This is a genomic window from Gammaproteobacteria bacterium, assembly GCA_035279405.1.
Taxonomy (GTDB): domain Bacteria; phylum Pseudomonadota; class Gammaproteobacteria; order Natronospirales; family REEB76; genus REEB76.
The window spans coordinates 156,309-182,379 of sequence record DATEHU010000034.1 but is presented as its reverse complement, the minus strand read 5'-3'; the positions used below and the strand labels follow the sequence as shown (position 1 = coordinate 182,379).

Here is a 26,071-nt window from a genome sequence, read left to right as displayed (position 1 = left end):
GTGTAGCATACGCAGGGCATTGCTTCACACAGTTGGTAAAGCATCATGACTCAACCTGTCTGCACAGTTATCGGCATCGGTCCCGGCAATGGCGCCGCCATCACGCAGCGTTTCTCACAGGCGGGCTTTCGTCTCGCCCTGCTTTCGCGCAGCACCACGCTCTCCACAAAACTTGCTGCTGAATTGGGAAACGCGCACGCCTATGCGTGCGATGCGTCCGACCCGGATTCAGTAAAGACAGCCTTCGCCACCATCCGCAAAGACCTGGGTGAAGTGAACGTGCTGGTGTACAACGCCGGTTCGGGCACTTGGGGCAACGTGGAGGACGTGAGCGCCATGGATCTCGAAAATGCCTGGCGGATAAACGCGCTTGGGGCTTTCGCCGCCGCCCGCGAAGTCATTCCCGCCATGAAACAACGCGGTGCGGGCAGCATCGTTTTCATCGGCGCCACGGCCTCACGCCGCGGTGCTGCGCGCGCTGCTGCCTTCGCCCAGGCCAAGGCCGCGCAGCGCACGCTGGCCGAATCCATGGCGCGGCACCTCTGGCCCTCCGGCATCCACGTGGCACTGGTGGTCATTGACGGCGTGGTGGATCTGCCACGCACGCGCGAGCGCATGCCAGGCAAACCCGACAGTTTCTTCGTCAAGCCCGACGACGTGGCCGCGACGGTTTACTGGCTTACCCAGCAACCCCGCTCGGCCTGGAGTTTCGAAGTGGAAGCACGGCCGTTTGGCGAAGTGTGGTAAAAGACTGGAATACGGCGCCCACGAACGTGCCTGCCCCTCGAAAACAGCGGAATACAAAATATGTCTATATCCACCAAGTACGCGTTGCTCACCGCGGCATTTTTCTTTTTTGCCAACGCAACACAGGCAGGAGAGATACACACACAAAAAATTCTCATGACCTATTGGTCAGACAATACGGCGAGATACGCGTATGACCCCATACCCGGTAGTTTGAGCCCCACAGGAGTCACTCAGAAAAACCCGAAATTATTTAACCAATTGGATTTGATCAATGTTCTGGCCTATGCGTTTTTGCAAGTAGATGCGTCGGGCCATGTGTACTTCGCCCACCCGGACACGGACCTTTCCAAACGCGACACAGCAAGCTTCTGCAAGCAAGACCTTGAGAGTTGCCCGGATGCCGACAAAGCTTTCGCCGGAAATTTTTCGGCCTTTGCAAAGCTGCAAAACAAGTCTGGGACACTCAGAAAGGTCATCTCCATCGGCGGCGCCGGCAGTCAAAATACATTTAAAAACGCTATCGCTTATCCGGAAGCTTTCGTCGAGTCTGCATCAGCGATTATTGCCGCATACCACCTGAGCGGCATTGATCTGGATTTCGAGCCGTCAGCTCTTTTCGGTCCGGGCGAGGGTAAACGCTACACACAACTTGTCCTCGCATTGAGAAGAAAACTCCATAACCAAGCATTCATCAGCATTGAGGTCCCTGGTGACTGGGAAACTTTGCGCAGCATTGACTGTTCATCCGGCACCTCGTGCAGCAATAACCTAGAACAGATTGCAAGTAATGCCTATGTGTCGCTCATGGGTTTTGACTTTCACGGCCCGTATTATCCCGGTGGCGTAACCGGCAATAATGCAAACCTTTACAGCAGTCCGGATGAGCCGCTGCTCCCGGAGTTTTATCATCTAAGCGACAATCAGGCGATTGAATATTTGACGTTTTTAGGCGTACCTTCAAACAGAATCCTGCTGGGCTTTCCTGCGTACTTCGTCGCTTATGGCGGAGTCAGATCCGCGGGTCATAGCCATGGACTCTATGAGCGTTTCGACAAATCAAATACCCCTGACTACGACTTGCACCAGCGAGGTTATGGCTCCTATCAAGCTGCGCAACATCTACTGGATTCCGGATTCATACCCCACTCTATCTGTGTCAACGACACGATCAGCGCCGTATTTGCCTACAACCCAATGACCCAGCAATGGATCAGTTACGACGACGCCAAGTCAGTGGCCGCCAAAGCCGATTACGTCGTCAGGCGGCACTTGGCGGGCATGATAATGTGGGAAATCGGCGAAGACTTGCCGGCTACCAACAAGAATTCTTTGTTGGTCAGCGCTCAAATAGCCCTGTCCGAATCGCAACCTAAGCGATAATCCATCGGTCCCGCTTACGGCTAGTTTCAACATTACCGAGGTAGTCACCCACCCTGGGCAAAGCCAGTCGCGCCGTTCATCTTTACACTGCCAAGATAAGGCTGCAGCAAGTCACACCGCCCTCCGCCTTGGCGAGTTCTGAAGCATCCACGGAATGCACTTTGATGCCCTGCGTTTCCAACCGCTTCCGCGTTTCCGGAAATGCCGCGGGATAGATTACCGCCTCGTCAACAAGCAGTGCGTTGGCGGCAAAAGGTTCCGAGGGCACCACGTCAATCAGCCTGAAGGAGTCGAATGCACGCGCCTCTGTCCAAGCTCTGTTGATAAGCAAAGTGTTTTCAGCTACTTGGGTCACCGCTGATTTCAGATGCAGACAATCGTGCAGCTCAACCGCAGTCACTGAATAGCGAAACTGTGCAAGAATGCGGCGCAGTTGTTTGACGCCTTCCCGATTACTGCGCTTCGACAGCCCCACATACAGTGCTTTGCCGATTCGTAACACGTCGCCGCCATCCAGTGTGCCGGGCGGTTGAATGTGAAACAGCTTGCGATAGGGCTTGAGTGCCGCAGCGACTGAGACAGTCTCGCTGCGGCGCGATTCCGCACCGGGCCGGGTAATCACCGCCAATTCATCCAGTACCACCGCGGCATCTTCCACGAACACAGAGTCCGGCAAGTCCGCCTCAGCCGGCAGCCGCATCAGCTTGCAGCCCAGCTTCACTAGCAGCTCTTCATATTCGCGATGTTGTGCGCGAGCGCGTACAACATCTATCGGTTCGCGCGCCAGATGCGTGAGCTCGCATTCGGCGATACTCGGGCTCACTTCGCGTGTGATGGCTATCCGCATAGAAAATCGCCTTCGCAAATTGAGTACCTGCAGCCAATAGGCTGCGTTGGTACAAATATCTTCTCCTCTCCCGCCGGCAGGAGAGGGTGAGCAGCGAAGCTGCGAGCGGGCTGCCATGGATGGCAGTCCTGGATTTTCAGGCGCAGCAGGAATGCGAAGCCTGAAAAAGGGTGAGAGTGGATATTCCACCCCTCAACCTCACCTTCTCCCCTCTAGGGGAGAAGGGATTGAACCCAGAACACCTCATTAAGTCCTCTTTATGAATTATATTCGCCTGCAACCAAACCCAATGTATCTTGAGAACTGACTATGGCCATGAGCAAATGCCTCGGCTGCGGCGGGTTGTTCGAGGACATTCACGGTCCGACGCACCGCTACATGGAATCCTCTCCCGGCTGCTGGGCGGTCTACGGCGAAGTGTTGGCACGTGAATATCAGGACCAGGATTACTTTGCGGTCCACAAGTTCACGGTGGATGCTTACGCCGTGCAGCATCCCGGTCACCCATCGCCTCAGACCATACAGTCCGTGGCCGGGCACCTGATCCGCCTGTGCCTGATGCTGGAACGCAATCTTGCGACCGAGCGCGCCAACGATGCCATCAAGGCCGCGGTGGAGCGTCAATATGTCTGGCTCACGCCGCCCGCCTCCATGGGATCGGTAACCGTAGTGGACGTACGCAAGGCCAGTGACTCGGACGAACACCGTCGGCAGGTGCGGACGTGGGCCGAATCCGCCTGGAACGCCTGGTCGGCGCATCACGACACGATTTATGGCTGGCTGCCAGCCGGATTCTAGGTTCCCCCGACGCACTGTTCCGCAACCGCCTGCCGGTAAGCCTTGCGCACCAGTTCCTGGAAGTGATGCACGCCGGATTCACGTTTGGGCGATAACCGTCCGGCCGTGTAGGCGCCGGATTCCAGTCCCTGTTGCACGCGCTCGCAGATGGCGATGTCCTCGCGCTGCACTTCGTCGCTGAAACGCATGTCGTCGGCAATCAGCTTGTTCGCGGATGCGGATTGCGTATCCGCGTAGTAATAATCGAAGAGCACGCGACACAGGTTCTGTGAAACCGGAATCACCTGATTGATCTGCATGCGTCCGGGCAGGATGTTGAGCATCAGGTTCGGAAACACGAAGTAATACTGCGCCTCGCCTCCGGCGTACAGTCCCGCGCCGCCGCTCACCGGACTTTGCTGCCACGAATACCACTCCGCGGTGTGAGTGGTGTAATTGCGGTAATCCAGCAATTTGTTGAGCTTCGGGTGCACATACGGCAGATGGTAGCCTTCGAGGTAATTGTCCACATACACTTTCCAGTTGCAGTGCAGGTCGTAACTCACGCGTGCATGGAAGCGCAACGCGGCGAGCTCGATCGGTGCAATGCGCTGCGCAATACCGTCAAACACTTTTGCCAACGTCACGCCGGGGTCGCTGACCGCTGCGAACACCAGATTCTGCGATTCGGCCACGTACACCGAATCAAGACAGACACCGGACGGGTCGAAGCCTTCGGCTTCCTGCATCTCATGCGTGGCGCGCAGCCGGCCTTCGAGCGTATACACCCAGCCGTGGTAGCGGCATTGCAGGAATCGCGTGTTGCCATTGTCCACAGCCAACGGCCCCGCGCGGTGTTTGCAGACATTGAAGAACCCGCGCAACACACCATCGTTGCCGCGCACGGCTATCGCCGGCTTGCCGGCTATCTCCGCCACCAGATGGTCGCCAGGGTCTTTCACCTGATCCGCCCGGCCAATGAACTGCCAAGTGCGCGCAAAGATCGCCGCGGCGTCGAAGGCGTGAAATTCGGGATCGGCGTACGCATAAGCCGGCAAGGTGCGCGCCTGCTGCAAGGGCTGCGGGTTCAAGTCCGCCTGCTGCAACGCGGATGGGAAGTGCTGTGGAATCGGCTGGCTCACAAAGGCAAGCATAGCAGCAACGGCAAAGCGGCTTTGCTCAGAACGACGATCCCGGGCGCTGCAGAAACTCGCGTTCTTCGGCGGTGGACTCGCGTCCCAGCACGGCATTGCGGTGCGGATAGCGCCCTAAGCGGTCAATGATGGCCTTGTGGGCGAGTTCGAACTTGAGATTTTCGGCAATGCCGAGCTGCCGGAACAACTGCTCGGCGATCACGTGGATGGCACGCGATTCGCTGTGCATGTAAGGCATGTACAGGAATACGCGCTGGCGCGGTTCAAGCGCCTGATCGGCACCAAGGCGCACAGTTTCCTGAGCGAGCACCAGCGCCATGCCATCGCAGGCGAACGCCTGCGGATCGTCACGGAACAGGTTGCGCGAGAACTGGTCGAGCACGATGATTTCGGCGAGCCGTCCGTCCGGCGTGACGCGCCAACCGTACAGTTCGCCATGCGCCGCCGCGCGCTGGGTTTCCGAGAAACGCCGGCGGATCAGCGCATCGAATACGGCATCCTTTTTGAATTTTTGCCCGGGTGTGGTTTCCTCAAACCAGAATTTCAGAATCTCCTGCGGGTTCACATCCAGCTCTTCGGTTTCTTCACGCGATACGCTTCGGCGATCAACTGTTTGTCAAATCCGCCCGGCGCCTCACCATTCACCGCGTAGCGGTAAACCGCGGCCTGATATATGGTCTGCAACGTGGATTGCACCAGACCAAGCGCCACGAGATAGATGACGACCAGCGCCACGGCTGCAAGCGCCGCTGCGGGGCCGGCTGCAGCCGCGAGCGCGATCACGACAATCGCAGGCACGATGCCGAGCAGCATGAATATCAAACCGAAGCTCACGTTGCCGATGATCTGCTCACCCCAGGTGCGCTTGAGCATCACCACGGAGCGTTTGTAGGCTGCAAACGGTCCGTCGCCTTCGGCCACGACCACCGGTACCACCAGAAACGCCGTCACGGTCCATGCCATACCCAAGAGTCCGACCACAATCCTGCCCACAAAGCCAACGCGCTGCTCCAGCAAACGCAACAGGTAACCCACGGTGCTCGCAAGCAGCGCCCAAGCGAAAATCTGCGGCAGCCGTTGCCAGGCGGCGCTCAACCCGTCACGGATGGTCGGCTGCTCGCCGTCCATCTGCTTCAGCACGCAGGCGATCAACGCGGAATTGAAAAAGATCATCACGAAGTAACTGACAAAATAGAAGATGAACAGCGTGACGTACATCTGTCGCGCCGGCTGGTTCGGGTCGCTCAGGTAGTGCTGGGCCTGACCGGTGGCGAACAGCGGTATGCCAAACGTAGCGATCACCAGCGCCAGCACCACGCCGGAGATCAATGGAAACACGACCAGCCGCTTGTCCTGTTTGAGCAGTTGCCAGGAGGCGCCCATCAACTGCCAGGTGCGTGCGAATTTCCCCATGTGAGCCTCTCCCGGTTGCCCATTGGTGATGAAATGTTGCCTGAAGCGGGCGGTATGCGCCAGCGCCCCGGTGCAAGCGCTATTTCAGGTATTTCTCCATCCACCCGACCCAGCGGCGGTAGACATCCGTGGTCTGCACGATGTCACGCGGGAAATGCGTGGGCTCGGGATAGGCGTAGAACTCCACGGTCACGCCGTTGTCGCGCAGTCCGTGGTACCACTCCTCGGCATTCACGAACGGTACGTTGGCATCCATCACGTCGCTCATGAGCAGCGTGGGCGCCTTGACATTGCGCACGTAGGTGATGGGCGACTGTGCGCGCCAGATTTTCCAGCCGGCATCGGTCCACGGCGAGGAGCCGAAGAAATACCGGTCGCCGGTCTGATAGTAGGCAACCGTGTAATCCATCACCCAGTCGGTGAGCGGCGCGCCTGCGACCGCGGCCTTCCACACGTCGTAATGCCCGCTGAGCCAAGTGGTCATGTAGCCGCCGTAGGACCATCCGGTCACGCCGATGCGGCCTTTGTCCACGCTGCCGAGTTTTTCCACCGCGGCGAGGCCCGCCATCACATCCTTGCCCGGCCCTTCGCCGGTGTCGCGGTAAATCGCATGCTGGTACTTGTCGCCCAGATTGATGCTGCCGCGGTAATTCGGCTGGAATACCAGAAAGCCCGCAGCCGCCAGCAGTTGCGGCAAGGGCGAGAAGCGCACCGTGGACGCACCTTCCGGCCCGCCGTGAATCACCAGCACCAGTGGGTATTTGCTGGCCTGCCGATAATCGACCGGATACGTGAGCACGCCGTCCTCGTGAAATCCATTCGGGCCGCGCCACTCGATAGGTTCGGTGCGGCCGAGACTGAGTTTGTCCACGAAAGCGTTCACGTCCGTCAGTCGCCGCGGCTGAGCATGCACGGATTCCAGCACGTACAACTCGTCGGGATGCGTTGCGGTGCTGCCGATGAAGGCGATGGCACCGGTTTTGGAAACGCTCATGGAGGCACCGGCATCCACATCACCCAGATTGAGCAGGCGCGCATTGCCGGATACCGGCTGCTGCCAAAAAACCGAGCGCGTGCCCAGCTCGCCCTGCAGCAACAACGACTTACCATCCGGCATCCATATATAGTTATTGAAATTGCGCGCCAGTGCGGCGGTGGCATCGTGGACTTCCCCATTGCTGCCCACGTACACGGCGTTACCGTTGTTCTGGTCGCCGCCGCGTGGGCGAGCGAATGCAAAGGCGTCACCCGCCGGCGCGAAGTTGACATCCGCCGAGGTTTGCGCGGAGACCAGCGTCTGCACCGCACCGCTCGTGACGTTCACTTCGGCGATCACGGATTGGAATGACGGCCCCCAATAGGAACTCGGAAACTTCGTGAACGCAATGCGCTGGCCGTCAGGGCTCCAGGCGGGCGGCGTGGCCCCGCCCTGATCCGTGTCCAGGCTGAACGTGCCCTTGGTAAGCTGTTTGGCCTGGCCGCCCGTAGCAGACACCACCCATAACTGCCAGGGCGCAACGTCCTTGTCCAGCAGGAAATTGCCGTCGGTCACCTGGAACACCTTGTTGTGCTCCTTGATGGCCTTCTCGTTCAACGGCGGATCCTGCGCGATGAAAGCGATCTGCTGGCCGTCCGGGCTCCAGGAAAAGTTGTCTATGCCCTGTTTGTTGTCGGTGATGCGCACCGCATCGCCGCCGTTCATCGGCATGACGAAAATCTGCGCTTCCTTGGTCTCCGTATCCTTCGCCATGAATGCGAGCCGCGAGCCGTCCGGCGACCAGCGCGGCTCGGAAACGCCCTCGCGGCTTGAAGTCAGCGCGCGCCGCGCGCCGGTCGCGACGTCCACCAAATCAATTTCCTGTTTCGCCTTGTCGGTTTTCCAGTCGGGCGTGGATACGATGACCGCGATCTGCTTGCCGTCCGGCGAAATCTGCGGGCTGCGCAGGGAGATGATTTTCTGCAAGTCATCCAGCGTGAACGCCGGTGCGGCCGCGCGGCTCGCGAGCGGCCAGACCCAAACGCATAACATCAACATCAACAGATACTTCACGGGTTTCATGGTTTTCTCCATGTATCAGACGGTTTCAGACAACGGAAATTCGGAATCGTGCGGCTACGCCGTAATTTGGTGGCGAGCCCAGCGAACCTCAAGGATTCAATCGTTGGGCTTCCCCCGGATCAAGTCCGGGGTCAGCCCAACCTACAGCCGCCCTGCTCGACCGCTCAAACCACCCACAATTTCATAAACTCCGTGACCGGCGTGGCTTCCAGTTTCTTTTGATCGGCACACAGAACCTTGAGTGCTTCGCACTGTTTCGCCGGAAGGCGGCCAGCGATGGCCTGCTCGAATTTTTTCACCAGCACCGAAATGCCTTCGACGCGGCGCTTACGATGGCCGATGGGGTAATCCACGGCCACGCGCTCGGTTTTATTTCCGTCCTTGAAGAACACCTGGAGCGCGTTGCCGATGTAGCGCTTGGCGGGATCGTAGTAGTCCTTGGTGAATTGCGGGTTCTCGCGCACTTCCATTCTGGCGCGCAGCACGTCGATGCGCGAATCGGCCGCCACCTTGTCCTCGTAATCCTCGGCCGTGAGCCGGCCGAAGATCAGCGGGATCGCGGTCATGTACTGGATGCAGTGGTCGCGGTCGGCGGGATTGTTGAGCGGACCGGTCTTGTCAATGATGCGCACGCCGGGTTCCTGGGTTTCGATCACGACCTTTTCTATCTGCTCCAGCTTATCCTTGACCTGCGGGTGCAATGTCATGGCGCATTCCACCGCGGTTTGCGCATGGAACTCGGCCGGATAGGAAATCTTGAAGAGCACATTTTCCATCACATAGCTGCCGTAGGCGCGCTGGAACTTGAAGGGCTGGCCCTTGAAGAGCACGTCGTAAAAGCCCCAGGTTTTAGCCGAGAGCGCCGTGGGATAGCCCATCTCGCCGGTGAGCGCGATGAGCGCCAGGCGCACGCCGCGGCTGGTGGCGTCGCCCGCCGCCCAGCTCTTGCGCGAGCCGGCATTGGGCGCGTGGCGGTAGGTGCGCAGCGCCCCGCCGTCAATAAAGGCCTGGGATACCGCGGCGATCACCTGCTCGCGTGTACCGCCCAATATTGCCGTGACCACGGCGGTGGAGGCCACGCGCACCAGGAGCACATGGTCCAGCCCCACGCGATTGAAGGAATTTTCCAGCGCCAGCACGCCTTGGATTTCGTGCGCTTTGATCATGGCGGTGAGCACGTCGCGTATCGTGAGCGACGCTTTTCCGACGGCGAGATTCTTGCGTGACAAATAATCGGCAGTGGCCAGTATGCCGCCCAGGTTGTCCGAAGGATGGCCCCATTCCGCCGCGAGCCAGGTGTCGTTGAAATCCAGCCAGCGGATCATGGCGCCGATGTTGAACGCCGCCTGCACCGGATCGAGTTCATGGCGCGTGCCCGGCACGCGCGCGCCGCCCGTGAGCGTTGCGCCCTCTACCAGAGGCCCGAGCAACTTGGTGCAGGCCGGGTAGTTCAGGGCCAGCATGCCGCAGGCCAGCGTGTCCATCAAACAGTAACGCGCGGTCTCGTAGGCTTCGAGGCCTTTGATCTGGTAGCCGAGAACGTAATCGGCGATATCGGTCAGGACTTTCTCGGGCGCGGGACGCTGGGCGGATTTGATGTCTTGATGTGACACTACATTTTCTCCGGGGTTTGCTGTGGGAGCGGTCGTCCCGACCGCGATGGTTATGGAATCGCGACGGGGACCGTCGCTCCCACAATATCGTTGCACCTACCGGGAACCTTCGGTCGGGCAGAGCCGCTTCAAGCACGTTTTTCTATGGGCACGAACTTCTGGTCTTCCGGGCCGATGTAGTTAGCGCTCGGGCGGATGATCTTGCCATCGGCGCGTTGTTCGATGACGTGCGCGCTCCAGCCGGTGGTGCGCGCAATCACGAACAGCGGCGTAAACATGGCGGTGGGAATGCCTATCATGTGGTAGGACACGGCCGAAAACCAGTCGAGATTGGAGAACATCTTTTTCGCGTCCCCCATAGTTTTTTCTATGCGCTCGGCGATGTTGAACAGCTTCATGTCGCCGGCTTCCTTGGAAAGCTTGCGCGCCACTTCCTTGATGACGTGGTTGCGCGGATCGCTCACGGTGTACACCGGGTGACCGAAGCCGATGATGATTTCCTTGGCCGCTACACGTTTACGGATGTCGGTTTCGGCTTCTTCCGGAGTCGCATAACGGCTCTGGATTTCGTAACCCACTTCGTTGGCCCCGCCGTGCTTGGGACCGCGCAGCGCGCCGATGGCGCCGGTGATGCAGGAATACATGTCCGCGCCGGTGCCCGCGATCACGCGCGCGGTGAAGGTCGAGGCGTTGAACTCGTGCTCGGCGTACAGGATCAGCGAGCTGTGCATGGCGCGCACCCAGGCATCCGGGGGTTCGCGGCCGTGCAACAGGTGCAGGAAATGTCCGCCCACGGAATCGTCGCCGGTCTCGACCTCGATGGCGCGTCCGTCGTGGCTCCAGTGGTACCAGTAGCAGAGGATCGAGCCGAGCGAAGCCACCAGCCGGTCGGCGATGTCGCGCGCGCCGGCCGGATTGTGATCCTCCTTCTCCGGCAGCACGCAGCCGAGCGCGGAGACGCCGCTGCGCATCACATCCATGGGATGCGCGGACGCGGGCAGGGATTCGAGCACGGTCTTCACGGTCTCCGGCAGGCCGCGCATGGATTTGAGCCTGATCTTGTACGCCTTCAACTCGGCGCGGTTCGGCAGCTTGCCGTAGATGAGCAGATAGGCCACTTCCTCGAAGTCGCACTTGCCGGCGATGTCGAGGATGTCGTAGCCGCGGTAGTGCAGATCGTTGCCGCTCCGGCCGACGGTACAAATCGCGGTATTGCCGGCGGCCACGCCGGACAGGGCCACGGATTTTTTGGGTTTGAAGCCGACCGTTGATTCGTTCATGTGCTTGTCTCCAAGAAAGCATCGCGGCCATGGGCCGCTCCTACTTTTTGAACAGCTCGTCGAGCTTTTTTTCGTAGCTCAGATAATTCAGTACGTCGTAAAGCTGGTCACGCGTCTGCATCCAGTCGAGGATCTTCTGCTGCGTGCCCTGTTTGCGAATGGTGGTGTAGGTCAGCTCCGCCGCCTTGCTCATGGTGCGGAATGCGGACAGGGGATAAAGCGCGAGACGCACACCGGCCTCCGCCAATTCCGTGGTCGTAAACAAGGGCGTCTTGCCAAATTCGGTGATGTTGGCGAGTACCGGAACTTTTACGGCCTGGGTAAATTGCCGGTACTCGTCCAGCGTGGTCAACGCCTCGGCAAAAATCATGTCGGCGCCGGCGGCGACGTACTTCAACGCACGCTCCACCGCCGCCTGCTGCCCTTCGACACCGTGCGCGTCGGTGCGTGCCATGATGACGAACTTCGGATCCGTGCGGCCGTCCACGGCGGACTTGATGCGGTCGCCCATCTCGGTTGCATCCACCAGCTCCTTGCCGGGACGATGACCACAGCGCTTGGCCGCCACCTGGTCCTCGATGTGCAGGCCGGCGGCGCCGGCGCGGATCATCTCGCGCACCGTGCGCTGGATGTTGAAGGCTGCGCCCCAGCCGGTGTCTGCGTCCACCAGCAGCGGCAGGCGCGTCGCGCCGGTGATGCGCCGGATGTCTTCGCACACGTCGTTGAGCGAGGTGATGCCGAGATCCGGCAGGCCGAAGGAGGCGTTGGCCACGCCCGCGCCCGAGAGATACAGCGCTTTGAAGCCGGCCCGTTCCGCCAGCAGCGCGCAATAGGCATTGATCGCGCCCACCACCTGCAAGGGGCGCTCGGCATCGAGCGCTGACCAGAAACGAGCGCCGGCGGAATCAGACTGGGCCATGCAAGGTCCTTGGCACTTGGGCAGGGCCGGTTATTCTAGCGGCTTGGGGGATGAGCCGCTAACCGCGAATCAGCGACGATACATTTCGCGACGATGGCCTACTTTCACCACTACCACGCAGACTTCGGCGTCGTTTATCGTGTAGATAATCCGGTAACGGCCCTGACGCAGGCGATATTTTTCTTCGCCGCTCAGTTTCTCGGCCCCTTGCGGCCGTGGGTCGTCGATCAGCAAATGAATGCGGGCCAGAATGCGTTCAACGTCTCGGTTGGGAATGGGGCGCAGGTCTTTGGCAACGGATTTCTTGATGACCAGCTTATAGCTTGCCATGCGCCTTGAGGTCCTTGAGCAATTGCTCGTAGCTCATGGTCGGCTCCGCGACACGTTCCTCAAATGCCGCCAAGTCCTCCTGGTCCTCAGCCAGTGCCTGACGCACCAGCTCGTTCACCAGTTCGGAGACCGGCCGGTGGGCACCCGCCGCCTTTATGCGCAGGGCGCGGTGCAGGTCCGAATCCAGATACACAGTGGCGCGGATAGTTTCGCTCATGCCGGTAATATAACGTTTTAACGTTAAATCGTCAAGACGTTCTTAGGCAATTTTTACCACGATCCGGCCGCGGTGACGGCCTTCAAGCACCTGGCTAAAAGTCCTGGGCAAGTCATCGAAGGGAATGGGGGTGCCGGCGACGAGTTTGAGTTTGGGTGGCTTGAGATCGGTGGCGAGGCGTTGCCAGATCTTGAGGCGCAGCGCCCGCGGTGTGGCCATGGAATTGATGCCGAGCAGATTCACGCCGCGCAGGATGAAAGGCATCACCGTGGTGCGCAGTTCGGCGCTGCCGGCAAGACCGATGCTGGCAATGCTGCCCCACCAGCCGACGCTGCGCGTGAGCCAGGCGAGCATTTCGCCACCGACGTTGTCCACCGCGCCCTGCCACTGGATACGCTCCAGCGGCTTGCTGCCGTAGCTGATCTCATCGCGCAGCAGGATCGAAGACACGCCCAGCTGTCGCAGATAATCCTGCGCGTCGCGCTTGCCGGTGACGGCCACCACTTCATAGCCGCGTTTGGCAAGCATGTTCACGGCCAGCGAACCCACGCCGCCCGTGGCACCGGTGACGACCACCGGCCCGCCTTTCGGTTTGACACCGTTGTGCTCCAGTTTGTGGATGGCGAGCGCGGCGGTGAAACCGGCGGTGCCGAGCATCATGGCCGTGTGCGTGCTGAGCCCCTTGGGAAGCGGAATCACCCACGCGCTCTTGGCGCGTACGTATTCCGCATAGCCGCCATCATGGTCTTCGCCCAGACCGCAGCCGGTGACCAGCACCTTGTCGCCTTTCTTGAAGCGGCGATCCACGGAGGACGCCACCACGCCGGCCACGTCAATGCCGCCCACCAGAGGAAAGCGCCTGAGAATCCTGCCCTGACCGGTGGCCGCGAGCGCATCCTTGTAATTGACGCTGGAATACTGCGCCTGGATGACGACTTCGCCCGGCGCGAGCTGATCCAGAGTCAGTTGTTCGAAGCGCGCGCTGATGCGTGTGCCGTCCTGATGAATGCGGTAGGCGGTAAACGGTTTATTCATGTCCGGCTCCGGCACCTTGACCATGGTTGATGGCCTGCGCGCCATTCAAGCGGATTTGCCCAGAATCAGCCGCGCGCCGCGCCGGTGCGTGACATAGGTCCACGCCCAGGCGAGCATCACCAGCACGCGGCTGCGAAAATCAATCAGATAATAAATGTGGGCGAACACCCACACCACCCAGGCCGGCCAGCCGCGCAGCCTGAACCATCCGATCTGCGCCACGGCACGCTTGTGGCCGATGGTGGCCAACTGCCCCATGTCGCGGTAGTGGAACGGCCGGCGTGCACGCCCCGTCCGCTCCGCGAGAATGGTTTCGGCCACATGGCGGCCCTGTTGCTTGGCCACGGCGGCGATGCCGGGCAGCGGTACGCCGGTCTGATGGGCGAAGTGCGCGAGATCGCCGGCCACGAACACCTCGGGATGGCCGGGCAGGCTCAAATCCGCGTTCACGATAATGCGCCCCTGGCGATCGGTGGCCACGCCCAGCGTGCGGCCAACGGGTGCCGCCGCGACGCCCGCGGCCCAAAGCACCGTGCCGGCGAGAATCTGCTGCGCGCCGAGTTGTACGCCGATCGCCGTCACCTGCGTGACCGCGGACCCGATGCGCACGTCCACACCCAGTTCCGCAAGCGCGCGTGCAGCGTAGGCGGAAAGTACGGGCGGCAATGCGGGCAGCAGACGTGGTCCGGCTTCGACCAGCACCACGCGTGTCAGCTCGGGCCGGATGTTGCGGAAATCCCGCGCTAGGGTGAAGCGCGCCATCTCGGCGATGGCCCCCGCCAATTCGACGCCGGTGGCGCCGCCGCCGACGATCACGAACGTCAGTAGCTGGCGCTGCAATTCCGGGGCACGGGTATATTCGGCGGCTTCGTAAGCCTGCAACACGCGGCGGCGGATTTCGCGCGCCTGCTCCACGGTCTTCAGGCCCGGCGCCCAAGGCTCCCAATCGTCGTGCCCGAAATAGGTGTGGCTGGCGCCGCAGGCGAGCAACAGGAAATCGTAGGACACTGCGCCGAAACCCGCGCTCACCTGCCGGGTCTTCAAATCCACGCGTTCCACATCACTCTGGTAGACGCGCACATTGACATGCCGCGACAGCACGCTGCGCAGCGGCACGGCAATGTCGGCCGGGCTGAGCTCCGCCATGGCCACCTGATAAAGCAGCGGCTGGAACACGTGGTGGTTGTAGCGGTCGAGCAGCGTGACCTGCACGCCGTGCGCGCCACCCAGGCGTCGGGCGGCCTGCAAGCCCGCGAACCCGCCGCCCACAATCACCACGTTTCGCATGTTCTCGGCTCCGGAAGGCCGCCCGGGCACTCCATGTTGGCACAAATCCGCGCGCTTCCGAACGCACAAAGACAAGCCCTGGCCAAGCCGGGGCTTGTCTCGTGGAATGCAACGTCTGGATTATTGGTTGGGCAGGAAATACCAGCGGCCGGTGAGCATCCACATGCTGGCGCTGTTATGGCTGCCGCGCGCATAGCTCAGGCCCAGACCGTAATTCTCGGTCAGCTTGTAGATGGCAGCGAATGAGCCCACGGTCTCGGAACGGCTGTGGTCGTGGCTCAGCAGACCGACGTTGTCCTGATCCATGAACACGTTGAGTTCCAACTGGTCGAGCGGCAGGAAGCGCAGACCGAAGCCGAAGTCGTAGCCGTCCTGGTTGTCGCTGGTGGACACCACGAAGCCCGGGAACAGGTTGGTACTCGGCCCCTGTTTCCAGTGATCGTTGGCGTACCCCGCGCGCGCCACCAAGTCCATGGAATCGCTGAGCGCAAAATGCACGCCCACGGACGCGGATTCATCCCGCGTGAAAAACCCGCCGGTGAGGATGCCGCCGTTGAATCGGTTCTGGGCGTAATTGCCGGCGACGAACCAGTAGGTGTCGAAGGCATAGCTGCCGGCCAGCTGGTAACCGCTGCCGCCGCTGAAACCGGTGGTGGCACCCTTGGTATAACTCAGGTCCACGGTGTTGTAATCGGGCGCAGCGGCGCGCACGGTCAAGGGCACGGCGATCGCCAATGCGACCAGCAACAGCAAAAGCTTGTGCATGACTGCTCCGGTAAACGGGGATTGAGTCCGTGGCGCGCACATCGTATAGGTATGCAACACCGCGTGACAAGACTTGTTTGTCCGCAAATGCCGCGGCGCGTGTGGAATCACGGTTCAGCGCGGCAAAAAAAGCCCCGGCTATGCCGGGGCTTGGATGGCACATCGCCAGGCACTCAATAATAAAAGCGCACGCCGGCCTGGAAGGTGTTGAAGTCGGAGTTGTTGGAATAGCTCGCGAACACGCTCCATTGCTGGTTGATGTTGAACAGGCCGCGCACGCCGATGGTGTTCTCCGTGCTGCTCGGATTGGTGTTGACATTGGTGTGGCTCACGAAGCCGTCCACCTCGAACTGCGAATTGATGGCAAAGCGCACGCCGCCATCCACGCCCCAGCCGTTGGCGCTGGTGCCGGTGGCGTTGAAGCGCAGAAACTCGCCTTCAACGAACAGGCCCAACTGGTTGCTCAGATCCATGTGATAGCCGGCGCCCAGATTGAAGTTGTTCTCGCTGATGCTGCAGCAGGTAAGGTGGCTGTAGCCCGCGAACGCGTGCCAGTTGGGCGTGAAGGTATAGGAGCCGTCCACGCCAAGACCATTCAGGCTGGAACCGCCGCTTGGGCTTTCGCTCACATAGCCGCCGTTGGCATAGTTGTAATTGAAACTGCCGTCGGCGGCGTACGCGGCCACCGGCAGGGCTGCACACAAAATCAACACGCTCGAGATCTTTGTCCACATATGCCTTGACATGAGTTACTCCTTACATGCTGGCTAAGGTTGTTTACGCAAACACTTGTATCCCCAATCACTTTAATCTAGCACAGGAATCCCCGGAGGTCGTATCCGGAAAAACCCGGGGTAACCGGAGCCCGCGGCTTTCAGCCGGCGCGCCTGGCCCGGCCGCGACACTGGCGCACCGCATTCGCCAATTCCGCTCCGGTCTGAAAGCGCGCATCGGGTTTTTTCTGCAGCGTGCGCTCCACCAGCGCTTTGAGCACCGGGGAAATGTCTGGCCGCAGAAAGCTGACATCGGGCGGAGCCGAATTCGCCACCTTGAACATGAGTCCGGTCAGCGTCGGCGCATCGAACGGCAACTCGCCGCGCAGCAGCTGGTACAGAGTCACGCCCAGGGAATACAGGTCGCTGCGCCCATCCACCTTTCCGCCGCCTACCTGTTCCGGTGACATGTAGGACGGGCTGCCGAGTATCGTGCCGGTGCGGGTCTTGCTGGCGTTGAGCACCCCGGCCACGCCGAAATCAGTGATCTTCAGGCGTCCGGTGTCGCGCTCGTACAGGATGTTCGCGGGTTTGATGTCGCGGTGCACCACCCCGCGCGCATGCGCATAGTCGAGCGCCTCGGCAATCTTAATGACGATGGCCAGAACCTCCTCGATCGGCAACAGGCTTCCCTGCAGCGCGTAATCCTGCAGCGGTGTGCCCGCGACGTAATCCATGGCGATGTACGCCAGCCCCTGGTCCTCACCCACGTCATAAATGGTGACGATGTTCGGATGATTCAGCTGGCCTGCGGTTTCCGCCTCGCGGAAGAAGCGCCGCGTGACCTCCTGCTGCGCACTGCCGGAAAATTCGTTGGCGAAATTCAAGGTCTTGATGGCCACGGTGCGATTGATTTTCTGATCGCTGCCCAGGTATACCACGCTCATGGCGCCGCGCCCGAGCTCGCGCAGCAACTGGTAGCGCCCCAGCACCGGCTTTTGCAGGCCGTCGTCGGTGAGCAGAATGCGCTCGCCGGTGCGCGCGTGCGTCAGCGTGGCCTGGCGGTCAAGCGCCTGCAGCTTGCGCAGGCGCTCGGCGACGCTGCCGAACTCCGGCACGCGTCGCTCCATTTCGGTGTACACCTCGATGGCTTCCGGATAGCGGCGATGGCGTTCGTGTTCGTGCCCGAGGTGCAGCAGATTTTCATGCAAGGCCGCGGACGGCAGGCATTTGCCGAAATACGTGAGCGCGTCGTGGTAGCGCCCAAGGGTCTGGCACGCGAGCGCCAGCTGGCGGTTGGTTTCGGAGAATTCCGCGTCGGGAACGCCGTGCCAGTCGTGCAACCACTGCAGGGTTGCCACCAGTGCATACCCGACGACCAGAAACAGGATCGGCAGGATCAGCGGCAACCACACGCCGCGCGCCAACAGGGGGATGAATTCGGCGTTCACTAGCACAATAAAAAACAGCACACTCGCGACCAGCACCGGCCAGCGGCGCATGCGGCTTGCCATGACCGTCAGGTACCCACCCACCAGCAATGTCAGCAGTGCGCGCAGTGCCCACGCCCACCAAGGTGCGGCCACCAAATCATTGTTCAGAATGCGGGAGACTACCTCGGCCGCGGCCAGGGTCGGCGTGTCCCCGCCGCTCGGACCGACAATCACGGTTTTGCCGGCCAGATTTTCCGCGGGCACTTGCCCGACGAGCACCGCATCAAAGCCGTACACCGGGATGGCGCTGCGACCGGCGCCGCCCGGGTAGCGACGCGATTGTGCGCGCAACCGCGCGTCGGTAAACAGGTACTCATCCCCGAGGCTGATGCCGCCGCCGGCATGCGCGACGATGTCGCTGTTGCCGAGCCCCAGGTCGCGCGCCGCCACGAGCAGAGCAAAGCTCGGGAGCAGCTGACCTTGCACTTCAATCATCAGGGCGTGCAGGTCCGCGGGCGCGGATTCCGACAACCAGCCGATGCCGGCCGCAGCCTGTCCAAGTGCATCAAGGGGCGGGCTCAGGCTTGCGTCCTCGGGCCGAAAAAACCACCCGGTCGTCATCGAGGGTTCGGGTTGCGGTACCTGCATCTTCAGACTTAACCAAGCAGGCAACGGCGCGGTTGTCGGCGTCGGTCCCACGAGGCCATGCGCCGCCAGGATCACGTTGCCGGCCTTGGCAATACCGTCGGCAAACATCTGGTCGGCGGACAGCGCATCCTGAGCCCGGGCAATTTGGCGCGCGGCATACCGGTCCCTTTTGAGCGGCGCCAATGACGCCAGTTCGTGCAGATATTGCAACGCCTCGGCATTCTGCGGCGCGCTGAACTCCGGGACGAAAGCGATAACCCGCGCCTTGTCGGCCGCGAGTTGCGCGGTAAGCTGCGCAAACAGATCGCGCCCCCAGGGCCGGGGGCCGTGCTTTTGCAGCGCGGCGTTGTCCATGGCCACCACCACCACATCGGGGTTGGGTGGGCGCTGCGGGGCGAGCAGCTGTGCGGCGCTCGCCACCAGGGCTTCGCCGCTGCGTCCGAATTGCAGCACGGCGGCCGCCGTCAGCAGCAGCGTGATGCCGATGCCGGGCAGCCAGCGCCGCAAGCGCAAGCCCTTCAGGATGTTCGCAATTCTCAACATGGACGCCGATTAAACCCCAGGAAGTTGCGCCCCGGTATGGGGGCAATTCGGTTGATATTATGCAAAATAGAGTAACCGAGCCTCGCGCCCCCCGCCATGGGCTGAAGGAAAAGGATCAAAACCCAGACACGGCGCGGCCTCCAAGGGCACGGCGAGGGCGGTAATGCCTTCGACCGCGGCCAGCCGGAGGTGCACATTTCAGCCTGGGTGTCCCGGCTTGTGCAGCCATAGGGTGCGCAGCCAGTCCCGCAGGTTGCGCCCGGCATTGACTGCCACCACCAGGGCCAGTCCGAAATAATCCGCAAAGCTGCCGCTGATACCGATCAGGACCATGGCGAGCGCCGTGAGCACCACCGGCAGACCCCACGTGATCCAAAGCATGAACGCACGCGGTGAGTAATGGCGGACGCTGTCGCTTTCGGGCGCACGTCTGGGTACCGCGGCGAACACCAGCGCCGCGATCAGCGGGGTGCAGGCGGTGAGCACCAACGCCGCAACACTCGCATGACTGTGCTTCACCCACACGGCCGCCTGCACAATGACCAGCGCGGTGCCGGCAAACCCGAGCAGCGTCGCGATCAGCTGCACCGCCGCCGTGGAAATGCCCCGGGATTCAGGATCTGAGATCGCCGCCATCATCCGGTATGCGCGAAGCCGATGAGCATGACGATCAGCGCGACCACTGCAAAGCCGCCGTGCAGCACCACCATGGCGCTTGGCAAAGACTGGCGCGCGGCGCGGAGTGCAAACAACATCAGGCCGCCGGTAGCAGCCAGGACGAACAGCACCGTGGCCGCGATGAGCGCGCGATTGTGCGGATAGTGGGTATCCAGCACGACCAGCAACACGATCACTGCGATGCCGGCGAGCCCGTGCAGACTGCTGATCGCGAGCGGCACGTGACGGCGCCGCCAGCCGAACGTAGCGAGCGTCAATCCGGCCAGCACCACCAGGACTACCAGGATCAATACCGCCAGCCGCATGCACTCTGTTCCGCAAAAATTTCAATGATAACGACGCGCGTGCGACTGGCAAACACATTCAACGACGTTGATAGACAATCCGCCAGATGCGTCCGTGTTGCGAGTCACTTATATAAAGAGCGCCGTCCGGCCCCTCGGCCACGCCGCTGGGCCGAAAGTGCGCGTCATCCGGCGAAGCCAGCGGGCTCACGCCGGCAAAATCACCCGCAAACACCTGATAGCCGCCTGCGGGCAATGCGCCCTTGAACGGCACGAATACCACTTGATAGCCCGCCTGCGGCAACGGCGCGCGATTCCAGGAACCGTGAAATGCGATGAACGCACCGCCGCGGTACGCGCTCGGGAATGCATCGCCGGTGTAGAAGGTCAAGGCCAAAGGCGCCCAGTGCCCGGGAAAGGCGAGAATCGGTTTGGCGTATTGGCTGCATTCGCCCACCTGCTTGCCATTGCCGCCGTATTCGGGCGCCAGCACTCTCTTGTGCTGCAACTGATCATAGTAGCAGTACGGCCAGCCGAAGTTGTCGCCGCGGCTGACGCGCAGGAATTCCTCGGCGGGCAGCTCGGCGCTTTGCTGCGGCGTGTACAGCTCGGGCCAGTTCCCGTACAACTGGTCGCGCCCCATCTGCAGATCGTACAACTGTTGCACCGCTGCGTTCCACGCAATCGCCAGGCCGTTGCGAATGCCGGTCGCGTAGCGTCGCCCGTCCTGCGGAAAATGCTGGTTGATCCTGTCGGCATTGAATTCCCAGATACCGCCGTGCTCGGTGAGATACGGACACGGCCGGATGCCGGGCGAGCCGCGGCGGCGATCCTCGCGCTGGCAGGCGTTCGACGGTGCGCCGACGTTCACGTAAATATGTCCGGCAGCGTCAAACGCGAACGTCTTGGCCGCATGCTCGTCCTGCTCGGGGAATCCGCTTACCACCACTTCGGCCGTGGTGTCCGGCAGCAACTGTCCGGGCACGAGTTTATAGCGCAGCACCTCGGTGGGCGTGGCGAAATACAGGTAGCCCGCGTGCACGCGGATGCAGGTGCCGCCGTATTCCCCGAAGCGCTTGATTTCGGCGGCGCGACCCTCCGCGCCCGGACGCAGGGCCACGATACCGCCGCCGGATTCCGGACTGAACAGCGCCACGTACACATCGCCGTCTGGCGCGACCGTAAGATTGCGTGCCGTGCCCAGGTTGTCGGCAAATACCGTGGCGCAGAAACCCGCCGGCAAGGTGATGCCTCCGTTACCGGAATCACAGTGCGCCGGCGGTTCGGCCGCCAGCAGCGCACGCGCCGGCAAAAGTAACATGACCAGCAACGCACTGCCGAGCAGAAATCCGGTATTCATAGAGCCTCCGCAACGCAGGACGGGAAAAGACTTCACTGAATCGTGAACGCCACCAGGTCGGAACGATACTGCGTGGGCGTAAGTTGCTGCGGTGCGGGAATACCAGGTGCCATGCAATTTACCGTGTCGTAACCCGCGGACTGCCCGTTCGACGGCGGATTCCAGCACACCACACCGCCCATGACCTCATAGTTGCCCGGCGCCACCAAACCGCCCGCAAGATTGGCCTGATTCCAGATTACCGTGAAGGTCTTGGTCTCGTTGGCGGCAAACGTCATGGGTACGCCGTCCAGGCTGATGGCCATGCACTGCATTCCGGGAACCGGACCGTTGAACACCACGTTGGCCGTGCCGGAGATCACCACCGCAATGTCAAACTGCGACACGCACACCTGGCTGGTGATGGTTTGCGGCATATTGGTGCGATTATGCACGCTCAACACGAACTGTATGCTCTCGCCCGAGGTGAAGCTCGTGGTGGGAACGCCGTTCGCACTTTCGACCGCCAGGGTGGTGACAAAGATTGGTGAGCCATCGCTTTGCCCACTGATGTTGCTACTCTGCTGGCACTGCGTATTGCCGAGCAGGACCACGGCACACAGGATTATTCCGGCGAAACGTAAGAGAAGGCGCATGGGCCACCCCCAAGTCAACTGTGAGAAAGCAAGACTCGATTCAGTATAGTCCCTCGGGGTTCACTGGATGGTGAACGGCACCAAGGTCGAGACGTATACGCTCGGCGCCAGGTCACCGGCACCCGGCACGCCGCCCGGCATGCACGCAGTGTTCGCGGAGGAAGACGAGTTCGCCGAGCTGGCGGGAAAATTGCAGGTCAGGCCGGCGAGCACCTCATAGTTACCGGAGGATACTGCGAAGCCCGCGTCGTCAGTCTGGTTCCAGACCAGCGTGAAGGTTTGCGTCTGGCCCGCGGGGATGGTGAGCGTGGTGACCTGCTGGGCAAAGACCTGACCCAGCGACCAGGTCCACACTTCCGTGGCAGTACCACTGTCAAACACCGCGAAGTTGAATTGCTGCGCGGTATTGAAGCTTATGGTCTGGCTGGTGGTGCTGCGGTTGCGCACGCTCAGCACGAACTGGATCGCCTGGCCCGGTGAAAAACTGCCAGTGGCATTGCCGTTGACGTCTTCCACGGCCAGTGTGGTCACGAAATTGGCGCCGTCCGGCCCGATGCCGTTGTTAGCGGTGTTCTGGCAGCGCGTGCTGCCAAGCAGCGCCACGGCGAGCAGGCCGAGGCCGGTCAAATAAATCAGTCGTCTGAACATGCCGGATTCCTGGGCTGCCGCTGCGCAGCCGCTTGTGCCCAGTATAGCGCCGGGGTTCCGGTAAGATTGGCCGGTCCGAAAACACGCGCGCGCCATGGAACACACTGCCCTGCGCTCCATCCTGATTCTGCTGGCCGCCGCGGTGCTGGTGGTGGTGGCGCTCAAGCGCGTCAAGCTGCCCACGGTCATCGCGTATCTGGCCACCGGCTTCATCGTCGGACCGCACGGCCTCGGCTGGATCGCGGATACCGAAGACACGCGCACACTCGCGGAATTCGGCGTGGTGTTTCTGCTCTTCACGCTGGGCCTGGAATTCTCGCTGCCGCGCCTCATCGTGATGCGCAAGGCCGTGCTGGTGCTCGGTGGGTTGCAGGTACTGCTGACCACCGCCGGTACCGCGCTCGCCGCGTGGCTGTTTGGCGTGACGCTGCCGGTGGCCATCGTCATCGGCGGCGCCTTTGCCATGTCCTCCACCGCCATCGTGGTCAAGCAACTCGCGGAGCAGAACGAACTCAACCTGCAGCACGGGCGGCTCACCATCGCGGTGCTGCTGTTCCAGGATCTGGCGGTGATTCCATTCCTGATCCTGATTCCCGGCCTGACTCACGGCATCGGAACGCAACTGGCAGGCGCGCTGCTGCTGGCATTCGGCAAGGGCGCGCTCGCGGTGATCGTGATCTTGGCGTTCGGCCGCTGGCTGCTGCGACCGCTGTTCCACCAGATTGCCACCACGCGGTCGGCGGAATTATTCACGCTCGCCGTGCTGCTGTTCACGCTTGCCAGCGCCTGGGGCACGGCAGCGCTCGGACTGTCGCTGGCCCTGGGCGCGTTTCTCGCCGGCATGATGCTCGCGGAAACCGAATACCGCCATCAGGTGGAGGCCGACATCCGCCCGTTCCGCGACATCCTGCTCGGCCTGTTTTTCGTCACCGTCGGCATGCTCATCAATCCGCTCACCATGGCGCGCCACTGGTGGCTGTTGCTCGCGTGCGTGGCGCTGCTGATGCTGTTCAAGACCGCACTGGTAGGAGCGCTGACGCGCGTGCTGGGCGGCGACCGCGCCACCGCCTTGCGCACGGCGCTCGCGCTCAATCAAGGCGGCGAATTCGGTTTTGCGTTGTTGGCGCTGGGCTTGGCGCAAGCGGTGATCCGCGCGCCGGTGGCGGAGTTCGGACTCGCGGTCATCGTCATCAGCATGCTGGTGAGCCCGCTGCTGATCCGCTTCAACGGCGCAATTGCCAACCGCCTGTACCCGCGCGATCAGCCCGGCGAAGAGCACGACCGCCTGCTGCACGACATCGGCCAACAGCAACTGCACCTGCGCGACCACGTGGTGATCGTGGGCTACGGCCGTGTCGGCCAGAACGTGGCGCGCTTTCTCGAACCCGAAGGTTTCGACTTCATCGCCCTGGATCTGGACCCGATGCGCGTCAAACAGGCGCGCGAGGCCGGTGATCCGGCGTACTACGGCGACGGCACCAACCCGGCGGTGCTCAAGGCCGCGGGCGTGGAGCATGCACGCGCGCTGGTAATCAGCTATTTCCGCATCCCGGTGATTCTCAAGATTCTGGCACATGCAAAGAAGCTGCGACCCGATCTGCCGGTGCTGGTGCGCACCCGCGACGATGCGGAGCTCGACAAACTCATGCAGGCGGGCGCAACCGAAGTGATTCCCGAGACCCTGGAATCCAGCCTCATGGTGGCCGCGCACCTGCTGCAGCTGCTGGGCGTGCCGATGAAAAAAATCCTGCGCAAGGTTCAGGACGTGCGCGCACACCGCTACAGCCTGTTGCGCAGCGTATTCCGCGGCCAGGATGCGTTGCCGATCGATCCCAGCCATGCCTTCCGCGAACAGCTTTACACCGTGGCGCTGGAGCCCGGTGCGCACGCCATCAACAGAAGTCTCGGCGAGCTCGATCTCCGGGCGCACAAGGTGGTGGTGACTGCATTGCGCCGCGAAGGCGTGATCGGCCGCCAGCCTTCGGCCGATACCATATTAAAGACAGACGACGTACTGGTGCTCTGGGGCACGCCCGAGGATCTGGAAATCGGCGAGGAAATCCTGTTGCGCGGCGTGCATTTCAAAGCTTCCTCCGTTAAAGGCCCCGCATGATCAGCATCGGCACGCCGCTTACACCCAAGGCCACCCGCTTGCTGCTCTTGGGCTCGGGTGAACTCGGCAAGGAAGTCACGATTGAGGCACAGCGTTTCGGCGTCGAGGTCATCGCCGTGGACCGCTACGCGCATGCACCGGCGATGCAGGTGGCGCACCGCGCGCACGTCATCAACATGCTGGACGGCGCGGAAGTGCGGCGCGTGGTGGAGCTGGAAAAGCCCCACTACATCGTGCCGGAACTGGAAGCCATTGCCACGCCCACGCTGCTTGAACTGGAAACGGAAGGCTGGACCGTAATTCCCACCGCGCGCACCGCGCGCCTCACCATGGACCGGGAAGGCATCCGCCGTCTGGCGGAGGAGGAATTGAAGATCCGCACGTCGCCCTATCGGTTCGCCGACACACCGGAGGAATTCCGCGCGGCGGCAAAGGCCATCGGCCTGCCTTGCGTGGTGAAGCCGGTGATGAGTTCCTCCGGTAAGGGCCAGAGCGTCATCGAAAAGGAAACGGACATCGCCGCCGCCTGGGAGTATGCACAGAAGGGCGGGCGCACCGGTCAGGGCCGCGTGATCGTGGAGGGCTTCGTGGATTTCGACTACGAGATCACGCTGCTCACCGTGCGCCACGCGGGCGGCACCACGTTCTGCGAGCCCATCGGTCACCGCCAGGAACATGGAGATTACCGCGAGTCCTGGCAGCCGCAGCCCATGTCGCCCGCGGCGCTCACCGAAGCGCGACGCATGGCGCAGGTGATCTCCGGCAATCTCGGCGGGCGCGGCATTTTCGGCATGGAGTTTTTCGTCAAATCCGACACAGTGTGGTTCAGCGAAGTCTCGCCGCGCCCGCACGACACCGGTTTGGTGACGCTCATTTCACAGGATTTGTCCGAGTTTGCGCTGCATGTACGCGCCATCCTGGGCCTGCCGATTCCCGTGATCCGCCAGTTCGGTCCCTCGGCCTCAGCGGTGATCCTGCCGCAGGGCGATTCCGACGCACCGTTGTTTGAAAACGTGGACGCAGCGTTGCATGAGCCCGATACCATGCTGCGCCTGTTCGGCAAACCGCAGATTCGCGGTCACCGCCGCATGGGCGTGACCCTGGCGCGCGACGAGACCATCACGCAAGCGCGGGCCAAGGCTACACGCGCGGCTGCGGCGGTACAGGTTAAATTGTAGGAGCAGCAATAT

Annotated in this window: 25 protein-coding genes; 5 read left to right on the top strand and 20 right to left on the bottom strand. The window is 61.7% G+C overall.

Features of this window, described 5'->3' with window-relative positions; all coding sequences use genetic code 11:
- Positions 1-45: 45 nt before the first annotated feature.
- Both VJR90_08730 and VJR90_08725 read left to right on the top strand, forming a co-directional pair.
- The gene (locus VJR90_08730) at positions 46-747 is read left to right on the top strand and encodes an SDR family NAD(P)-dependent oxidoreductase (protein ID HKV97557.1); all 702 of its coding nucleotides are present in this window, start codon (positions 46-48) and stop codon (positions 745-747) included.
- A 60-nt stretch (positions 748-807) separates the two neighbouring features.
- Positions 808-2,130 carry a glycosyl hydrolase family 18 protein gene (locus VJR90_08725; GenBank protein HKV97556.1) on the top strand — a complete coding sequence of 441 codons (1,323 nt, stop codon included), beginning with the start codon at positions 808-810 and terminating at the stop codon, positions 2,128-2,130.
- Positions 2,131-2,212: 82 nt separating this feature from the next.
- On the opposite strand, the gene VJR90_08720 is transcribed toward VJR90_08725, so the two are convergent.
- Positions 2,213-3,094, bottom strand: coding sequence for an arginine deiminase family protein (locus tag VJR90_08720; protein ID HKV97555.1), 882 nt, complete (start codon positions 3,092-3,094; stop codon positions 2,213-2,215).
- Positions 3,095-3,292: 198 nt separating this feature from the next.
- On the opposite strand from VJR90_08720, the gene VJR90_08715 reads away from it, so the two are divergent.
- Entirely contained in the window at positions 3,293-3,775 is a 483-nt protein-coding gene (locus VJR90_08715) for a DUF5946 family protein (protein HKV97554.1), read from the top strand.
- Here VJR90_08715 and VJR90_08710 read toward each other — a convergent pair.
- From VJR90_08710 to VJR90_08620, 19 genes are all read right to left on the bottom strand, one after another.
- Complete coding sequence (locus VJR90_08710) at positions 3,772-4,896, bottom strand: aromatic ring-hydroxylating dioxygenase subunit alpha (GenBank protein ID HKV97553.1); 1,125 nt, start codon at positions 4,894-4,896, stop codon at positions 3,772-3,774. The two genes, VJR90_08715 and VJR90_08710, sit on opposite strands and share 4 nt — an antisense overlap.
- 37 nt (positions 4,897-4,933) lie before the next feature.
- Positions 4,934-5,473 carry a DUF924 family protein gene (locus tag VJR90_08705; protein HKV97552.1) on the bottom strand — a complete coding sequence of 180 codons (540 nt, stop codon included), beginning with the start codon at positions 5,471-5,473 and terminating at the stop codon, positions 4,934-4,936.
- Positions 5,470-6,321, bottom strand: coding sequence for a DUF6159 family protein (locus tag VJR90_08700; GenBank protein ID HKV97551.1), 852 nt, complete (start codon positions 6,319-6,321; stop codon positions 5,470-5,472). Before VJR90_08700 ends, VJR90_08705 begins: the two co-directional genes overlap by 4 nt.
- Before the next feature lie 79 nt (positions 6,322-6,400).
- Positions 6,401-8,380 (bottom strand): S9 family peptidase, encoded by a 1,980-nt coding sequence (locus tag VJR90_08695; GenBank protein HKV97550.1) that lies wholly within the window; start codon positions 8,378-8,380, stop codon positions 6,401-6,403.
- A gap of 164 nt (positions 8,381-8,544) precedes the next feature.
- Complete coding sequence (locus tag VJR90_08690; protein HKV97549.1) at positions 8,545-9,993, bottom strand: bifunctional 2-methylcitrate dehydratase/aconitate hydratase; 1,449 nt, start codon at positions 9,991-9,993, stop codon at positions 8,545-8,547.
- Between the two features lie 128 nt (positions 9,994-10,121).
- Positions 10,122-11,273, bottom strand: a complete 1,152-nt coding sequence (gene prpC, locus VJR90_08685) for a 2-methylcitrate synthase (GenBank protein HKV97548.1) — start codon at positions 11,271-11,273, stop codon at positions 10,122-10,124.
- Positions 11,274-11,313: 40 nt separating this feature from the next.
- On the bottom strand, positions 11,314-12,192 hold the full coding sequence (prpB, locus tag VJR90_08680; GenBank protein ID HKV97547.1) for a methylisocitrate lyase: 879 nt from the start codon (positions 12,190-12,192) through the stop codon (positions 11,314-11,316).
- A 69-nt stretch (positions 12,193-12,261) separates the two neighbouring features.
- Positions 12,262-12,522, bottom strand: a complete 261-nt coding sequence (locus VJR90_08675; protein ID HKV97546.1) for a type II toxin-antitoxin system RelE/ParE family toxin — start codon at positions 12,520-12,522, stop codon at positions 12,262-12,264.
- Complete coding sequence (locus VJR90_08670; protein HKV97545.1) at positions 12,509-12,739, bottom strand: CopG family transcriptional regulator; 231 nt, start codon at positions 12,737-12,739, stop codon at positions 12,509-12,511. The genes VJR90_08675 and VJR90_08670 overlap by 14 nt, the downstream gene beginning before the upstream one ends.
- A 42-nt stretch (positions 12,740-12,781) precedes the next feature.
- Complete coding sequence (locus VJR90_08665) at positions 12,782-13,774, bottom strand: oxidoreductase (protein ID HKV97544.1); 993 nt, start codon at positions 13,772-13,774, stop codon at positions 12,782-12,784.
- A 45-nt stretch (positions 13,775-13,819) separates the two neighbouring features.
- Positions 13,820-15,061 carry an NAD(P)/FAD-dependent oxidoreductase gene (locus VJR90_08660; GenBank protein ID HKV97543.1) on the bottom strand — a complete coding sequence of 414 codons (1,242 nt, stop codon included), beginning with the start codon at positions 15,059-15,061 and terminating at the stop codon, positions 13,820-13,822.
- Between the two features lie 120 nt (positions 15,062-15,181).
- On the bottom strand, positions 15,182-15,826 hold the full coding sequence (locus VJR90_08655) for an outer membrane beta-barrel protein (protein HKV97542.1): 645 nt from the start codon (positions 15,824-15,826) through the stop codon (positions 15,182-15,184).
- Between the two features lie 173 nt (positions 15,827-15,999).
- Positions 16,000-16,572 (bottom strand): outer membrane beta-barrel protein, encoded by a 573-nt coding sequence (locus VJR90_08650; protein ID HKV97541.1) that lies wholly within the window; start codon positions 16,570-16,572, stop codon positions 16,000-16,002.
- 128 nt (positions 16,573-16,700) lie between these two features.
- On the bottom strand, positions 16,701-19,163 hold the full coding sequence (locus VJR90_08645; protein HKV97540.1) for a serine/threonine-protein kinase: 2,463 nt from the start codon (positions 19,161-19,163) through the stop codon (positions 16,701-16,703).
- Between the two features lie 198 nt (positions 19,164-19,361).
- Positions 19,362-19,802 carry a hypothetical protein gene (locus VJR90_08640; GenBank protein HKV97539.1) on the bottom strand — a complete coding sequence of 147 codons (441 nt, stop codon included), beginning with the start codon at positions 19,800-19,802 and terminating at the stop codon, positions 19,362-19,364.
- Positions 19,799-20,146 (bottom strand): hypothetical protein, encoded by a 348-nt coding sequence (locus VJR90_08635; protein ID HKV97538.1) that lies wholly within the window; start codon positions 20,144-20,146, stop codon positions 19,799-19,801. The genes VJR90_08640 and VJR90_08635 overlap by 4 nt, the downstream gene beginning before the upstream one ends.
- A gap of 58 nt (positions 20,147-20,204) precedes the next feature.
- A complete protein-coding gene (locus VJR90_08630) occupies positions 20,205-21,485 on the bottom strand; it encodes a PQQ-dependent sugar dehydrogenase (GenBank protein HKV97537.1) in 1,281 nt (426 codons plus the stop codon).
- A 32-nt stretch (positions 21,486-21,517) separates the two neighbouring features.
- Positions 21,518-22,120, bottom strand: coding sequence for a hypothetical protein (locus tag VJR90_08625; protein ID HKV97536.1), 603 nt, complete (start codon positions 22,118-22,120; stop codon positions 21,518-21,520).
- A gap of 60 nt (positions 22,121-22,180) precedes the next feature.
- Complete coding sequence (locus tag VJR90_08620) at positions 22,181-22,768, bottom strand: BsuPI-related putative proteinase inhibitor (GenBank protein ID HKV97535.1); 588 nt, start codon at positions 22,766-22,768, stop codon at positions 22,181-22,183.
- Positions 22,769-22,862: 94 nt separating this feature from the next.
- Between VJR90_08620 and VJR90_08615 the strand changes: the two genes are divergently transcribed.
- Both VJR90_08615 and purT read left to right on the top strand, forming a co-directional pair.
- Entirely contained in the window at positions 22,863-24,881 is a 2,019-nt protein-coding gene (locus VJR90_08615) for a monovalent cation:proton antiporter-2 (CPA2) family protein (GenBank protein HKV97534.1), read from the top strand.
- Positions 24,878-26,059 (top strand): formate-dependent phosphoribosylglycinamide formyltransferase, encoded by a 1,182-nt coding sequence (purT, locus tag VJR90_08610; protein ID HKV97533.1) that lies wholly within the window; start codon positions 24,878-24,880, stop codon positions 26,057-26,059. Before VJR90_08615 ends, purT begins: the two co-directional genes overlap by 4 nt.
- Positions 26,060-26,071: the final 12 nt, after the last annotated feature.